Here is a 15,570-nt window from a genome sequence, read left to right as displayed (position 1 = left end):
GGCCATGAGAAAAAAGACGAGAGAATAGTCAAGGCCTCGGGGGTTCCCTAATTCCCTATGCCAGTTAGTGGAAATTCGAGAGGACATACCGCCCATGAGTGACACCGGTCACACCGCCCCCAGCGAGGTCTTTGGAGCGGCTGACCGCGCCGGGGACTACATCGAGGAAGACACCATCCACACGATCCCCACGCCCCCACGACGCAAGGCCACGAGCACCGCATCTGCTCCCGGCACCGTCCTCGATGAACCAGCCCAGGCGCCAGTCCCGGGGAAGGCTCCTGCCATGAAGGAGGCCCCGTCGGTGCCTCCCGTGGCGCCCACCGACCGAGCGAGCACCTCTGTCCTCTTTGGTGGCTCACCCGCCGGCCTGGCTTCCGCGTCGAGCACTCCAACCAAGGCCACCACGGGGTTCCGTGGCGCTCTGGCCAGCCTGGGACTGCCGGTCGGTCCGGGTGCTGCCGAGCTAGGGGAGAGGCGCCGGACGGAACTGCAGACCGCTCACGAGACCACTGTGCGGCAGGCGACCTGGACCCGTGCGGTCTCGGTCCTGGTGAACAACCCCAAGGGCGGAACGGGCAAGACTCCCACCGCCCTGCTCCTCGGGGGAGCGCTGGCCGCGATCCGCGGCGGATCGGTCGCGATCCTCGAAGTCTCCGACGACCCCGGCGCCCTGAACTTCCGCGCCGAGGGCAACCCCCTCCTCGGCCTAGGCGAACTGGTCCGCGACGTCGACCACGTCCACACCGCAGGCCGCCTCGCCGGATACACCGCCCCACAAACATCGTTCGCGTCCGTGATCGGATCCACCGGCCGTCGCGACCGCCTCACCGGCGAATCCGTCGTCGCCGTCTCCAACGTCATCGACGACTTCTACTCCATCCGCGTCATGGACTCCGGCAACGTCCCCACCTCCTCCGCATTCCGCGGCGCCGTGTCCGTCTCCGACGTCCTCGTGATCCCCGTGATGAACGCCGGCGACTCCGTCCTCGAAGCCATCCAGCTCCTCGAAGAGCTGCGGGCAGAGGGCGGGCCCTCCGCGGAGCTTGCGAACCGGGCCATCGCCATCCGCCTCACCGATGGACGACCCGAGAACGACGCCGTCCGAGAAGAAGTCGCGCGGCTCCTGAGCCAGGCCGGAGTGTCTGCCCTGCACGAGATTCCCTACGACGCACACATTGCCGGACGCGGACAACTCACCCTCGGCCGCCTCAACCCTGCAACCCGGGACGCGTTTGTGGCAGCAGCCTCCAGCTTGGTCCGATCACTGCAAACCGCGGTCTCCGCCGCACCCACACAGAACCGGAAGGCCTAACCCCCATGCGCGACCTCCTGCTCCACGCGGCGATCGAGAACCCCCTCGACGGGATCCTGCCCAACTTCTCCTTTGGCGGCGCCGAATTCACCGCCCTCTGGCAAAAACTCATCGCCGCCCTCTGGGCCATCGGCATCCTCGTCTCCATCGGTTACCTGATCTTCGGAATCGTCGCCATGGCCGGCGCCTCCGGCGACACCAACCCCAACCCGCAAGCCCACGCCCAAGGACGCCGGAAAGCAGTCTGGGCGGGCATCTCCCTCGCCGCCCTCGCCGGCCTCGCTATCATCGTCGGCGCCGTCCTCTCCTTCGCCGGCTAATCCACACCACCAACGCGCAACCCAAGGAGTCCCACCATGCGAATGGTCACAGCATCTGGCCGTAGCCGCTGGCCCATCGTCATCGGGGCCGCCGTCCTCGTCGTCGTCATCAGCGGCGGCATCGCCTACACCGCCACCCGCCCGTCCCCCACGCCGAATGCCGCACCAAGCACCGCGACGGCCACCCCCACACCGACCCCTACGGGCACCCCTGGCGCCGTGGGTACCGGAGATGACGTCGCACCCACCGGCTGCCTCGGCGGGCAAGACCGCAACGTCAACATGGTCCTGGCAGCACAAGCCGACGCCAAGCACACGACCTACGGGGCAGTGGAAGTCGCCACGGCATTTGAGCGGTGGTTCTGGCAATACCCGTACCCGGTGGCCACGGAAAGCGACGAAATCGGCTCGAAGGTCATGGCCTCGACGGCAAACGCAGCGTGGAAGGACGTCACGGCCCAGTACGCGAGAGCAGGAGACGACCCAACCCAGGGTGTTGTTGAACCAGGAACCTCCTTCCACGTGTCCACGACCAACGGCTTGTGGCGTGTTACTGAGGACTCCACGGCCGATCGAGTCACTGTCGAGCTGGCCGTCGGCTACGTCGTGAACGGGGAACTCAGCCCCACCAAGGTCGCGGGTATGGGCCTCGTAATGGTGTGGGAAGACGGCGGATGGCACGTTGAAACCGGCACCGTGGTCGATGAGACCAAGCTCTCGAACGGCGGAAACCGCTATACCGGCGGCTGCTGATGCACCCGGTCATCATTCAGGCGGCGGGTGCCGATTGCACCCTCGGCCCTCTCCTCTGCAACGCTCAGAACCTCGGACAGGGCGTCAAGGACGCCGTCGGGGGAGTCGGCGCTGTCGTGAATACGGCTGCGGGAGTGGCGGACTTCTGGTCTGACCCAGCGGGGAATTCCTTCAAGCTGTTGCAGGAAGCAGCCAAGGGTCTCTCCGATACGGTGTTGCCGGCGTTGACGCATGCGACGCTTCCGGACTTGACGGCGGATTGGTTCATTCAGGCGTATCAGGTGTCGTTTGCCCTAGCGATCTTCGTGTTCGTGGCCCTGTTGATCCCGCAGATCGTGCGCACGGCGCGCGGTCATCAGTCCGGCCGGGAGCTGGGGGAGTCCCTCACTCTCTATGGGCCCGCGTTCATCCTGGGGGCGATGTTCGGTCCCGCGCTCGGCGCGTTCCTGGTGAAGTTCTTCGGTGCCCTGTCCGACTCGTTGATCGCGTGGGGCGTCACCAGCAACTCCGAAACGATCGTGGCCAAGTTCTCCACGATGCTCTCCGAGGAAGACGGGTCCGGCCTGGCCGGCGGCGCTGTCCTCGGCGTGATTCTGATGTTCTTCATGATCCTGGGCCTGCTCGTTGTGCTCCTGATGCTGATCGTTCAACTCATCACCCTGTATTTCTCCGGTGTCCTCTTTCCCCTCGGGTTCGTGTGGATCGTGGATCCGCAGAAGCGGAAGTTCGGGTCGAAGATCGCGTATCTCTGGTTCGGGGTCCTGGCGTCCCACCCGCTGCTGTTCTTCCTCCTCGCGATCGCGTACAGCATGATGAGCGCCCAGGTCGATGCGTTCTCCGACACCCCCAGCCTCGCCAAAACGGTCACCTTGGTCGTGTCGATCCTGGCGTTGTTCATGGCCGGCCTTGCCCCGGTCGCCCTGACGAAGTTCGCCCCGGTGATCCCCACCGGTGGCGGCGGAACAGCACCCGTGGGACCGAATATCGGATCCCAGTCGATGCAGCAAGCCGACGCCAAGTACAGCGACAACGGCCCCGAAAGCTCCGGTCGCGGAAGTTCCCCGTCTGCGGGCAGCTCGAGCAGCGGCGGAAACAGCAGCAGCAGTTCCGGTGGCGCGTCGGCGGCTGGTGAGGGTGAGGCGGCGACGTCGTCGATCTCTGAGGCCGCGTCCGTGGGCACCGCTGGCGGTGCCACGGCCGGTGCCGGCGCCGCGGCTGCAGGCGGTGGCGCGGTCGCTGCGGAGAGCGGCATGGCCGCCGCCGGTGTAGCGGAGTCCGCGACCGGTGCGGGTGCTGCGATCGGGGTTCCCACGATGATTGCCGCCGGGGCGATGGCCGGTTTTGAGGCGACGAAGAAGGTCACCGATTCGGTGACCGACGCGGCCGTGTCACCGGTCGAGGACCAAGACGAACATTATGGAAAGGACTCCGTCTAGTGAGTGACACCCCGGAGTCCCACATCCGTTACCTCGGCGGCGAGTCCGGCCACCGCGGCTTCTTCGGCGGTACCGCCTCCAAAACCCGGATGATCCTCCTCAGCGTGTTCATCGCCGGAGGCATGGTCGGCATGGTCTCAGGTCTCGGCCTCCCCGCCCTGATCGTCGCCGTCTCCGGGGTCGGCATCACGATGCTGACCACCGCCCGCACCCACCGCGGCACCGTCCTCGAGCGGCGCCGGAAACGCGCCCGCGCCCGGGCCCGGAAGCGCCTCGGCACGGACGAATTCGTGCCATACGAGGTCGGGGCGTGGGACCAGCTCCAAGAAGCCATCCTCCGCGGCACCAAAACTGAGAAGCAGGCCGCGGAACGCGCGGCGGTGAAGATGCGGGCGAACCCGGACGGCGCCGACGGCATGGGCTGGCTCCAATATGCCTCGAACATGCCCGGCATCGCCTGGCACGCCCCAATCGGTGAGCAACCGTACCTGTCGGTCGCGTTCTCGGTGTCCGGGCAGCTGCGCGGGATGGAAACCGCCGCCGCCCTGACCCGGGCGGCGAACGCGTGGGGCAAGTTCCTCGCCCGCCGCGCCGCACCCTCGTCTCTGATCCGGAACGTGCAAACCCTGACCCGGGTTCTGCCTCCGGACTCGGCCCGGCAGCAGCAGTGGGTGAAGACCCGCCTGGAACCGGTGCAGGAATCCTGGACGGCGGAGCAGCGGGCGTCGTTTGAGGCGCAGAAGCTTTCCTATGACGAGGTGATCCGGAAGTCCAGTGCCAACGCGATGGTGCAGCGCCACTACGTGGTCGTGTCTTGGCCCCTCACCCAGCAGTTCACCGACGCGGCCGCAAAATTCGGGCCGGGCCGCGACGCGTGGCGGGCGTTGATGGCCGGGCAGATTCAGGCCACCGAACTGGGTTTGAACGAGGCCCGGATGGGTGACGTGCAGGCCCTGACTGCGAAGCAGACCACGGCGTTGATGTTGCACCAGCAGAACCCGCACCTACCTATCGACCTCACCCGGAACGTCGACCCGCTCCTTTCCGGGATCGCGTCTCGTGACGAGTTCTCCGCGCACATCGTCGATGGCGTCGACCCCACCTCCCTCGTCATGACCGAGGCCGGGCCGGTGTCGCCGCCGGTGACGTGGTGGCACCGCACCGCGGCCATCCACGGGGAGAACCTCGCCGTCGCCGGCCGCAGCCCCCTCTGGTGTCTCGACCTCCTCATCGGGCGGGAACTGACCTTTGTCCGGTCGGTGTCTTTCCACCTGCACCTGGTTCCGGCGGGGCAGGCGAAAGCGAAAGCGCGCGCCGACGTCGTCCGCGACCTCGCCGGGGTCCTCGCCGATCAGCAGAAGGGCCGCCTCATCTCCGACGACAGCACCACTCGCATGTCCGCCGCGCAGCGCCGCTCCGCGGACCTCGCCGCCGGATCTCACCACCACGGCGTCGATTGGATCGGTTTCGTCACCATCTCCGCCCCCACCCGCGCGGACCTCGGCCACGCCTCCCGGCAGCTTGAGGAAGCGTGCGCGACTGGCCTCGGCATTGAACACCTCGACTGGCAAGACTCCTTCCAATCCGCCGCCTCCGGCACCACCTGGCCTCTCGGCCGGGGACTCCGCCCCGCGGGCGCAACCCTGGCAACCCGGGCCATCAACCGCCTCGCCGGCCGCACCGACAAGGAAGCCATCTCATGACCCACCCCACCACCCCCGCAGCTGCAGCGGCCGGCACCGCGCACGGCAAACGCACCGTTACGAAGAAGCCCTGGTACGGGACAGTCCCCGGCCTGAAAATCTTCCTCACCCCGGTGGCGACGTCGCCCGTGCTCACGGGCGAAGAAGACGCAGCTGCGTCTGCCGCTGCGGGTTCTGACGCGCCTGTGTCGTCGGGGCGGCCGGTGGATGTGCCGCCGTTCGAGCGGCCCGGGTCCGTGCTGCGGGCGTCTTCGGGGGCGGCGGCGCGCGGTTGGTACGCGCCCCGTCTGGCCGGGGCGCCGTCCACGACCAGGCAGGCCGAGATTCTGAACACGGGCATCATTGGGGCGCCGACCGGGATTGACGGGGTCGTGAATGGTACCGACACGCTCTCGTCGACGATGATCAGTCACGACGCCCCCACCGCGTACAACGCGACCCCCAGGAAGCTGACCTCACCCAACGTGCTCATCATCGGCACTGTCGGGTCTGGGAAGTCCTCGTTCACCAAAACGGTCATGGTGATGCGGCCTCTGCTGCTGAAGAACCACCGGGCTGTGGTGTTTGACAAGAAGGACGAGGGCGGCGAAGGCGAATACGCCGGCGTTACCCGCCGCATGGGCACCGAGCCCCTCCGCTTCGACCCCGACGGGTCCGGCACCCGCTTTAACCTGATGGACCCCCTCATCGCCCGCGGCACCGGCCTGCAAGGCCAGATGCTGCTCATCAACGCTGTCGCCCGCATCGCCCGGGGCGACACCCCCGCGACGGAGTGGGAAGAGAAAGCCACCCGGTACGCACTGCAACTGTTGTTTGAGAAGTTCGAGGACACCCGACGGGCCGCGACCACCACGGACCTGATGCCGTTCCTCGGGTTGGTGCCGACAGATCAGGGATTGTCGGGGGAGGCGTCGGAGCGGTTCCACCAGGCGGGCCTGTCGATCCGGTTCGGCCTGCAGAACCTCCTCGAAACCTACGCCGGCGTCTTCGACGGAGAAACCAGCCGCCGCGTCGACCTCTCCCACAAGCTCACCACGTTCGACATTTCCCAGCTCCCCGACTCCGGCCCCGCGATCCCAACGGTGATGGCGATCGGGAACATGTGGCTGATGGGGCGGCTGCGTGAGGAGCGCGGGTTCGTGACGAACGTGATCTACGAAGAGGGCTGGCACATGATCGGCGGCCCCTCCGCCCAACTGGTGAAATCCAACCAGAAACTCTCCCGCTCCCTCGGCATCTCCAACGTCTTCGTCATGCACAAAGGCACCGACATCCCCCCGGACAGCCCCGGCTACACCGTCGTCCAAGAAGCCCAAACCGTGTACGCGTTCCGCCAAGACCGCCCCGAAGACGCCCGCTGGGCGCAAGAAACCTTCAACTTCGCCCCCGACACCGCCGCCACCCTCATGGGCTTGAACCCGGGGCACTGCGTATTCAAGTACGGGTCCAACCCGGAAACCCACATCCGCCACATCCGCTCGGACTGGGAAGTGGAAGTCACCAACACCGACTCCGCCATGGCCGCCGGCAACGCCACCACCTAACCCGTGCAGAAAGGCATACTCGGCACCGGGCTCGTGGTCCTGCTCGTGGTCCTCTTCACCGGGCTGCTCCTCGTCACCGGCGGCGGCCCCGGCACCGGGGCCTGCGCCGCGGTCGCGGCGAACCCGCAGGGGGCCGCCGAACGCACACCGGTCGCCGGGTACCAGGGCGACCAACTCGTCAACGCCGCCCTGATCATGAACGCCGGCCGGGCCGCCGGCGTCAACGTGCAGGGGCAAACCATCGCCGTGATGACTGCCATGGGCGAATCCGCGCTCCGCAACCTCAGCTACGGCGACACCGTCGGACCCGACTCCCGCGGCCTGTTCCAACAGCGCGACACCTGGGGCACCCTGGCCGAGCGCATGAACCCCACCCAAGCCGCTGGGTTCTTCTTCCAACGCCTCGTCACCGTCCCGAACTGGGAGACGCTGGCGCCCACGGCGGCGGCGCACGCCGTGCAGATCAACGCCGACCCGAACCACTACACGACCTACTACGACCAGGCGAAAGAGGTCGTAGCCGCGCTTGCGACCGGGGACGCAGCGTGCGCGGCCGGCGTTGGCAGTGACGCGCGGGTGTTGGCGGCGGCCCTGGTGGTCAAGATCGACGCGGGAGCGATCACGGGTTTGTCGCCGGATCACCTGCGCGAGATCCGGTGGATCGCCGACGGCAGAACCCGGGAGAACTGCGGCATCGATACGCGCATCCTGCAAGTCATCACCATGGCCACGAACATGTTCGACGCCGTCGGGATCTCCGACATCAACCGGGCCTGCACAGGGACTCTTCTCGGTGCCGGGGTTGCGTCACCTCACTTCGCGAACGGCGGCGGGCACGCCGTCGACTTCTACTCCTTTGACCGGATGCCCACCACCGGCGCCGACGCCAACGCCCTGAAGCTCCTGAAGGCACTCAGCCCGGTCATGCCCGCCGGGTCCGGGGCCGGCCAGAACCAGTGCCGCGCCAACGCCGGCGTAAGCCTGGACCTGTCGATGAAGCAATTCCGCGACGACTGCAACCACGTCCACATCGCCGTCGACCCCAACACCACCGACCCCATGAAACTCAGCAACTAATGCCCGAATCACGGGCGCACCGCGCCATCCCGACACCCAGACAGGCACCCGTCTTCTCGGGGGCAAGGAGAACCCTGTGATCGACTGGAAAGCCCGCATCATGACCGGCCTCCTCGCCCTCCTCGCCGCCCTGGCCTTGCTTGTGGCCGTGCACGTGGGCGCGGTGATCACCCCCACCGGGACGACGTATCCGTGGAACCCCGCCGCCCTCGCCGGGGACTTCCTGTTCCGGGACGCACCGTGGCCGCCCGCGGCAACCTGGACGAGCGTGGTGGCCCTGGTCCTGGCCGTGGGACTGTTCGCGTTCATCCTGGCCAAGCAAGCCCAATGGGCGTCGATCAAGCGGAACAACGTGGCGCTCCGGCATATGGCCACGACCCGGCAGTCCGCGGTGCTGCGGGAAAAGCTGCGGGCGAAGGAAGCGGCGCAGCTGCACCCGGCCGCGGTGAACCTGCCGGCGGGGGAGCGGGTCGGCCGCCTCGTCGGGCGGCGGAACCGGTGGGTGTATCAGGGGTGGCGGGACCTGGGCGTGTACGTGTTCGGCACCGGCCGCGGGAAAACGTCCGCGCTCGTGATTCGGCACATGCTCGAAGCCCCCGGCGCCGCCATCATGACTTCTAACAAAGTCGACGGTGTCCGCGAAACCCTCGCCGGCCGTGCCGACCACGGGCAGGCGTTCATCTTCGACCCCAACCGCATCTACCGCCTGGACCCGGAGCCTGACTTCGTGTTCAACCCGCTCGACTACATTCGCAGCGCCGCCGACGCCCGGGAACTCGCCGCGATCTTCGAGGCCTCCACACGGAAGGCCTCCGATCGGGGCGGGGACTCCCAGTTCGATACCGCCGGGCGGGACATGCTCGCGTACTTCTTCTACGCCGCAGCCCTCGAGCACGAACCCCTCTCCCAGGTGTTCGCGTGGATCGCCCGCGCCGAGGGATACGACGTGCAGCAGATCCTCGCCCGCCACGGAAAAACCGGGCCCTCCTCCACAATCGAGGGCATCCTGAGCTGGCCCGACAAAACCAAAGGCAGCGTCTACGCCACCGCGCAGCGCATGGCGTCAGCCCTCGCCGACGACGACCTCCTCGCCTGGACCGACCGGGCCGGCATCCGCCGGTTCGACCCGGCCACGTTCATCACCAGCACCGACACCCTCGTGCTCCTCTCCAAAGACGGTGAAGGATCCGGCGGCGCCATCCTCACCGCCCTCATCCGCGCCATCTGCAAAACCGCCGAAACCGCCGCGCAGCGAAACGGCGGCCGTCTCCCCGTCCCGCTCGTGATGGAGCTCGACGAGTGCGCGAACATCGTCCGCTGGCCCGAACTACCCTCCGTGTACTCGTTCTACGGGTCGATGGGCATCATCCTCAACTCCTACTTCCAATCCCGGGCCCAAGCGATCGACGCGTTCGGGAAAGACGGGTGGCAGACCCTCTGGGACGCCGCCGCCACCCGGGTCTTTGGCGGCGGGTCCGGCGACGACGACTTCCTCCGCTCCCTGGCCGCCCTCATCGGCGAACACGACGAAATCACCTACGGCAGCTCCACCGGCAAAGACGGCCACCAATCCACCTCCACCAACACCCGCAAGGTCAACACCCTCGACATCGCCGCCCTCGGCTCCCTCCCCGAATGGCGCGCCATCGTCTTCAGCTCCAAATGCCGACCCGTCATGGTCAACACCGTCCCCTGGTTCCGCGACAAAACCCTCACCACCACCATCAACCGCACCCCAACCAGGACACCGAACCCCAGGCCGGCACCGGTCGCGGTTCCCGACGACACCACTACAGCGGAGGTCGCAGCCCATGGCTGAGCACGACGACTACGACTCGACCGGCCCTGAAGAGGACCCGGTCGACGTCCGCCAAATGTTCCTCAACTGGCTGACCGGCCACCTCGCCACCGTCGAAGTCGTCGGCACCAAACCCACACCGTGGTGCACCCAATGGTGGCTACACCCCGAGGTCGTCGCCCGGTTCAAAGCCCTCTGGCAGGCCAGCATGCAAGCCGACGCCAGCGTCATGGACGGCGACGCCGGTGCCGTGTCCTCCTGGTGGATCAACCACTGGGACCGCCACGCCGCCGTCATCTTCGACAAAGGAAACGGGCCGTTCCGCGACTGCGACCCCGACCAAGGACACCTCCACCGCCGCAAGGACACCACCGCCAGGATCGTGCCCGCGTCGATGCCTCCTGACGACGTCGAGCTGTAGACGGAAGGGTCCGATGAAGAGACCCGCGGGGACGCTCCCGCCACGTAAACAGCGTGGCCGAAACCGTTCCCCGACAGAAATTAATCATTAATCGACGATTGCTCAGCGTGCAATGGAGCCGTTTAGTGAGGCCGCGCAGGGTCTCTCTGGTGTCCACGGCCGTGCGGTGCGAGACTCCGCGCATGGATGACCTCGATACCCCTAACTGCCCGGCTTGTTTGATGCGCCTGGAGCCGGCCGATGGGATGACCACGACGCTTTGGCGGTGCCCAGAGTGCGGGCTGGTGCGGCTCTAGACGCTGCTGGTTGTCTACCCGTCCGTGTCAAGAGCCCGGTCAATGGCGGCCAAGATTGCATCGAGCTCTTCGAAGTCCTCGGCACCGTAGACGTTCAGGTCGCTCTGGTCACGTTCTTCATTCATAGGTCGAATCTACTGGCCGCCCCGCGAATGTACATCCGTGCTCCACTTGCCAAAGGCCATGTCTAGCGAAGCTCGTTGAGCATAGCGACGCGTCACGATCAACCAGCGGACTCATAATCCGTTGGTCGCAGGACTCAAGCTCCGTCCGCCCAACCAACCCCTTGTGGTCCGATTTCGGAACCCGATAGGTTTGCATCCATTGGGGGAGAAAAATGGCTGATAAGTGGACGTTTGTGTGGTTGCTCGCCGTGTCGGCCACGGTATTCACCCTGATGGGCTGTTCACCTGCCGATGGCTTCTCCGACCTGAATAGAACGGCCAGCGCTGAGGATGCCATCCCAAGTGGCCTTCCTGACTACGCATTGGACGATTTCGACATCGACAGCCTGAGGTTTGTCAGTGCCGTTGACGACACGCGGCTGTACTTGGCACGAGGCCGCGAATACCCGGTCTGCTTGCTCGTATACAGGACGGCCAGTGACTGGCTAGGAGGATGCGGCTCGAATATGACGACCATGAAGTCGCCAGGTTTTGAAGTCATGGTTGTTCAGGACGGCATGCCCAATCGAGCGGGCTGGAGCAAGGCAAGCGAGAACCTCCGCATCAAGGACCAGTAGGTCCAGCGTCGCCGAAAGGGAACCCTCTGCGGGACTGCGTGGTCAAGAGTTTGGTCGACCGTTTCAAGGCTTTGCGGAAGCAAGGGCCAAGGTGACCTCTGCCCTGCAGAAGCCAGCCTCCGGCGTGCAAATTTCACACATACTTCAGATTTGCTTCTGATTCGACTGCGGCCGGAGATTACCGACCCCCGGGCTCCTCGGGCTCATCGAGATTGCCCGGTGCGTTTGCCTGACCGCTTTTCCGGGGCTGTAGGTCGCGCATTCTTCGAGTCTGCTTGCCGGGCCCAGTCAATGATCAGGCGCACGCCCTCGGTGAAGCTCTGGTCGTGCGGGCGATTGAGGAAGGCGTGGAACGTTCCGGGCAGCACGTGGTAATCGACCATAGCGCCGGCGGTCGAAAGTTCTTGGGCGAACTGGCCACCCGATGAACGCATCGAGTCCCGATCCGCGTCGATCATGAGTGTCGACGGAAACTCGTGCAGGGCGTGGCCGCCAGCAAATGCGTAACGTTCCGTTAGCGCGGTTCGCGTGCCCGAGTAGTGGAGATTCGTCAGATTGAGGAGCATTGGCGTGTGCAGGAAACGGCGCCGGCCACGAAGTCGGCTGCGCAAGTCGGGCGACCGTTTCGGCAGCAAGGCATGGAAAAATCCGTAAGCGAAGAAGACGCCGACGAGAGCGTCCGCTCCGTCGTCGACCAACCGAAGGACTGCGCCGGCTGACAAACATGCACCGGCGCTGGCACCGCCCAGGATGACCCCGTTGGGTGCCCCGCGCTGCACCTCACGCACTACGGCCACGACATCGTCCACCGGTAGCGGATAGTGCACGGCGGGGTGCCACCCCCATCCCCGCTCCGACCAACGAAACCTCGAGACCGTTGCGAGCCGATAGGCCACGGTGACAACAGTGAACCCCGCAGCGGCCAGCGTTCGCGCAACGTCATTCGACTCCGGCTGGTCAAGGCCCCCCTTAAAAAACCCTCCACCGTGAATCCACACGATCGTCGCAGATCCGATCTGCATGGTGCCGTCAGGCGGGAAGTACCAGCGCACCGGTATGTGGCCGTGCGGACCCTGGATCAAGCTATCAACCGCGTCGACCATCGTCGAGTCATGGTCGAGCGACTTCACGTCGACCTCTGTTGGGTTGTGCCAATCCGCAACGACCGACTGTTCCCCATGCGTGAACCCTAGCGCTAGTCCGCATCACGCGAACGAGGCCACGAGGCTTAGCCACTTTAATGTATGGTGTGTATTTATATACAGGCCATGTGTTGAGGGAGTGCAATGTCAGTAGCGATGAGCCTCCTCGCGATGATCGCCCAGGGACCGCGATACGGGTATGAGTTACGTGCCGAGTTTGATCGCAGAACGAGTGCCCGGTGGCCACTGAATATCGGTCAGGTCTATAAGACCTTGGATCGACTGGAGCGTGAAGGTCTCGTCGAAAAAAGATCTGGCACGGATGCCGAAGGCCACGTCTTCTATACGGTCACTGCAGCCGGGGTCGCCGCCTCGAGTGTCTGGATACAGCAGGCAGATCCGGTACCCACCCGAGCACGTGACGATCTCGCAATCAAGGTTGCCATTGCTGTGACGTTGCCCGGGGTCGACGTGACTGCGCTGTTACGCGCCCAACGTCGTGAAGCGATCACGCGGCTACAGCAACTCACCCACGAATCAGGTGGGGAACCAGTGCGCACCGCGCAGGATCTCGCCTCTCGCATCGTGAGCGATGCGTTACTGATCGAGGCGGAGACTCAATTGCGGTGGCTCGATCAGGTCTCCGATCGCGTTCGCGACGCAATCGCCAGGGGAATTTCGTTGGCCATTCCGTTTGACACGGAGCGGCCTCGCCGGGGCCGACCCCGAGCAAACAGATCCACAGATCCCACGGATATCCCCGGAGGAAAGAACAACGATGACTGAAACTCTGAAATTGACCGATGTCTCCCACGACTATGGCCACGGTGATCTGCGAGTACGAGCCCTCGACGGCGTCAGCCTCACAGTGCGAGCCGGCGAGCTGATTGCTGTGATGGGACCGTCGGGCTCGGGCAAGTCCACGCTGCTCGGCATCGCCGGTGGGATGGAACACCCGAGTATTGGTGAGGTCATCGTTGATGGAACGCCGCTCCGGTCACTCAATGCCCAGGCTCTGGCCGCCGTCAGACGGCGGTCCATTGGGTTCATCTTCCAGAACTACAACCTGATCCCGATTCTCACGGTGCTGGAGAACGTTGCCGTTCCTCTGGAGTTGGATGATTGGCCCCGGGCGCGAGCCCTGAAGACGTCCCGTCAGGCGTTAGCTGAGTTTGGCTTACTCGAGGTTGCCGACTCCTATCCGGAGAACCTGTCCGGCGGCCAACAGCAGCGAGTGGCGATCGCACGGGCCACGGCCGGCAGCCCCCGCCTCATTCTGGCGGACGAGCCCACAGGTGCCTTGGACTCCATCACCGGCGAGTCGATTGTGCGACTCATCCGTGAACGCGTCGATGCCGGAGCAGCCGCCATCGTGGCCACCCACGACGCTCGACTGGCGGCCTGGGCAGACCGTGTCCTGACCCTCGAAGACGGCCACCTGTACGCCACCACCGAAATGCAGCGATGACAGTTCTGCAGCGCTGGCGATTCGCCAGCCGACTAGCCGTACGAGACATCCGCCGCAATCGTCTCTCAGCCCTGATGAGCGTGATTGCCATGGCGATCCCGGTCAGTTCTGTCGTGGCCGTCGCGGTCGTCGCCCCCAATATGATTCCCGTGTTCGACGACGGCACGAGCTATGGCTCGTGGTGGGTCGTGGGCGTGATCGCTGTGGCAGCGCAGTTCGCGATCCTCGCGCTGGTACTGGTCGGCGCGATGGTCGGCGCGGCGATGATCGTGTCAGTACGTCGCAGTGAACGAATGCTTGCCCTTCTCGCTGCTATCGGAGCATCGCCACAGGTCCTTGCCCGCGTAATGTCAGCGCGAGGTCTCATTCTCGGTGCGTTGGCGGCCGTTACCTCGGTTGTGGTCGGATTCGCTGCGGGTATCGCCTTTCTCGTGAGCAGCGGCACCAGACTCGTCGCGGTTGACATTGTCGCGATCATCGTCGTCGCTATCGCAACGAGCGGGGTGGGCTGGTTGGCCTCGCTCGTCGCCGCGGTGCGAGCATCCGCTATCGACGTGTCGATGGTGCTACGAGATGCCCCACGACCAGCCCGGTCGACGACTCGACGGGCGCGTGGGGGACTGATTATTTCGGTGAGCGGCGGTGTAGCTCTCCTCGTTGTTGGTGCGCTCGGGTTCGCGGGAGGAGTGCTCCCTGACGGACTGCCCGCCATCCTTCTACGCTCTGTGAGCGGGCTACTTGCTGCGCCCGCGGCACTGACGATCGTGGTCGGTGCCGTCCTCGCCTTCCCCGCCCTGATCCGCTGGACAGCACGCGGGCCCGCACGCCTCCCGGGCGCTGCCGGGCTCGCAGCGCGCATCGCCGCACGCGATGCGGAACGAAGCGGTGCGCGTTCGGGAGCCGCAGCGGCATCCATCATGCTCGTCACCTTTATCGTTGGCGGGTACCTCACCTTCTTTGCCGCGAGCGACGCATGGTCGGTCACAGACCACGACTGGCAACTCCAACGAGACCAGGTCAAGGTCGATCTAGTCGTGCCCACACGGTGGGACCCGATTGAACGGGACGTCGTTAGAGACCCCGACGCTGTCGCCGCGGCCCTCTCTGATGGTGTTGATGCCACCGAGGTTCGAGTACTCAGTGGCGTGCTCGGCCCGTTCTGGGGTTCACCTGTCGATGACTTCGAAGGGTACAGCGGTCGGCAAACGATGATGTTCCCTCCGGAAGGTCTTCCTCTGCCCCAGTCCGCCGACGAAGGGATCTGCGAGTTGTCGTTCGAGGAAAACGGTCTGAATGAAGCGCTTTGCGCAGCTGGGACACTCGATCGCTTCGAGCTCGCGCCAACCCAGCCCACCATCTGGGTCGGCGACGCTGCCGACCTCGCGTTGATTCTGGGCCAAGCACCAGATGTCGACACCCTCACTGCGCTGGAGGCGGGCACGGCTAGGTCACGTCCCTGTGAGTGGTGTGGTTTCCCGCTCTTGAGTGTTGCTTCGTCAACGTAAAGAGCCACCGTGGGATGGTCAGTGAGTACCGACTAAAGCAACTCACAAAG

The 15,570-nt window shown here is 65.4% G+C and carries 14 protein-coding genes; 13 read left to right on the top strand and 1 reads right to left on the bottom strand.

The features are described from left to right. The first annotated feature begins 94 nt into the window (after positions 1-94). The 10 genes from E3T28_RS11705 (at position 95) to E3T28_RS11660 (ending at position 11,405) form a co-directional block, all read left to right on the top strand. The gene (locus tag E3T28_RS11705) at positions 95-1,315 is read left to right on the top strand and encodes a nucleotide-binding protein (RefSeq protein WP_134431306.1); all 1,221 of its coding nucleotides are present in this window, start codon (positions 95-97) and stop codon (positions 1,313-1,315) included. Between the two features lie 5 nt (positions 1,316-1,320). Continuing rightward, positions 1,321-1,635, top strand: a complete 315-nt coding sequence (locus E3T28_RS11700) for a hypothetical protein (protein WP_241979306.1) — start codon at positions 1,321-1,323, stop codon at positions 1,633-1,635. A 42-nt stretch (positions 1,636-1,677) separates the two neighbouring features. Then, positions 1,678-2,388: a hypothetical protein gene (locus E3T28_RS11695; protein WP_241979305.1), complete on the top strand. Its 711-nt coding sequence runs from the start codon at positions 1,678-1,680 to the stop codon at positions 2,386-2,388. Beyond that, entirely contained in the window at positions 2,388-3,824 is a 1,437-nt protein-coding gene (locus E3T28_RS11690; protein ID WP_134431300.1) for a hypothetical protein, read from the top strand. Before E3T28_RS11695 ends, E3T28_RS11690 begins: the two co-directional genes overlap by 1 nt. Beyond that, a complete protein-coding gene (locus E3T28_RS11685; protein WP_134431297.1) occupies positions 3,824-5,527 on the top strand; it encodes a hypothetical protein in 1,704 nt (567 codons plus the stop codon). The genes E3T28_RS11690 and E3T28_RS11685 overlap by 1 nt, the downstream gene beginning before the upstream one ends. Further along, a complete protein-coding gene (locus E3T28_RS11680) occupies positions 5,524-7,071 on the top strand; it encodes an ATP/GTP-binding protein (protein ID WP_134431294.1) in 1,548 nt (515 codons plus the stop codon). Before E3T28_RS11685 ends, E3T28_RS11680 begins: the two co-directional genes overlap by 4 nt. A gap of 3 nt (positions 7,072-7,074) precedes the next feature. Next, positions 7,075-8,148 carry a hypothetical protein gene (locus E3T28_RS11675; protein WP_134431291.1) on the top strand — a complete coding sequence of 358 codons (1,074 nt, stop codon included), beginning with the start codon at positions 7,075-7,077 and terminating at the stop codon, positions 8,146-8,148. Positions 8,149-8,224: 76 nt separating this feature from the next. Next, on the top strand, positions 8,225-9,967 hold the full coding sequence (locus E3T28_RS11670) for a type IV secretory system conjugative DNA transfer family protein (RefSeq protein WP_134431287.1): 1,743 nt from the start codon (positions 8,225-8,227) through the stop codon (positions 9,965-9,967). Beyond that, the gene (locus tag E3T28_RS11665) at positions 9,960-10,367 is read left to right on the top strand and encodes a DUF4913 domain-containing protein (RefSeq protein ID WP_134431284.1); all 408 of its coding nucleotides are present in this window, start codon (positions 9,960-9,962) and stop codon (positions 10,365-10,367) included. The genes E3T28_RS11670 and E3T28_RS11665 overlap by 8 nt, the downstream gene beginning before the upstream one ends. A gap of 633 nt (positions 10,368-11,000) precedes the next feature. After that, the gene (locus tag E3T28_RS11660; protein ID WP_134431281.1) at positions 11,001-11,405 is read left to right on the top strand and encodes a hypothetical protein; all 405 of its coding nucleotides are present in this window, start codon (positions 11,001-11,003) and stop codon (positions 11,403-11,405) included. 203 nt (positions 11,406-11,608) lie between these two features. Here the strand turns inward: E3T28_RS11660 and E3T28_RS11655 are convergent, their stop codons facing one another. Further along, positions 11,609-12,535 carry an alpha/beta hydrolase gene (locus E3T28_RS11655; protein WP_134431278.1) on the bottom strand — a complete coding sequence of 309 codons (927 nt, stop codon included), beginning with the start codon at positions 12,533-12,535 and terminating at the stop codon, positions 11,609-11,611. 168 nt (positions 12,536-12,703) lie between these two features. On the opposite strand from E3T28_RS11655, the gene E3T28_RS11650 reads away from it, so the two are divergent. Genes E3T28_RS11650 through E3T28_RS11640 form a run of 3 tightly spaced genes read left to right on the top strand, consistent with a single transcriptional unit; the run spans position 12,704 to position 15,520 of the window. Next, entirely contained in the window at positions 12,704-13,333 is a 630-nt protein-coding gene (locus tag E3T28_RS11650; protein ID WP_241979304.1) for a PadR family transcriptional regulator, read from the top strand. Beyond that, entirely contained in the window at positions 13,326-14,015 is a 690-nt protein-coding gene (locus E3T28_RS11645; protein WP_134431272.1) for an ABC transporter ATP-binding protein, read from the top strand. The genes E3T28_RS11650 and E3T28_RS11645 overlap by 8 nt, the downstream gene beginning before the upstream one ends. Next, complete coding sequence (locus E3T28_RS11640; protein WP_134431269.1) at positions 14,012-15,520, top strand: ABC transporter permease family protein; 1,509 nt, start codon at positions 14,012-14,014, stop codon at positions 15,518-15,520. Before E3T28_RS11645 ends, E3T28_RS11640 begins: the two co-directional genes overlap by 4 nt. Positions 15,521-15,570: the final 50 nt, after the last annotated feature.

The sequence above is a fragment of the Cryobacterium sinapicolor genome (assembly GCF_004403465.1).
GTDB classification, from domain to species: Bacteria; Actinomycetota; Actinomycetes; order Actinomycetales; family Microbacteriaceae; genus Cryobacterium; species Cryobacterium sinapicolor.
This window is presented reverse-complemented; position numbering and strand designations above follow the sequence as displayed.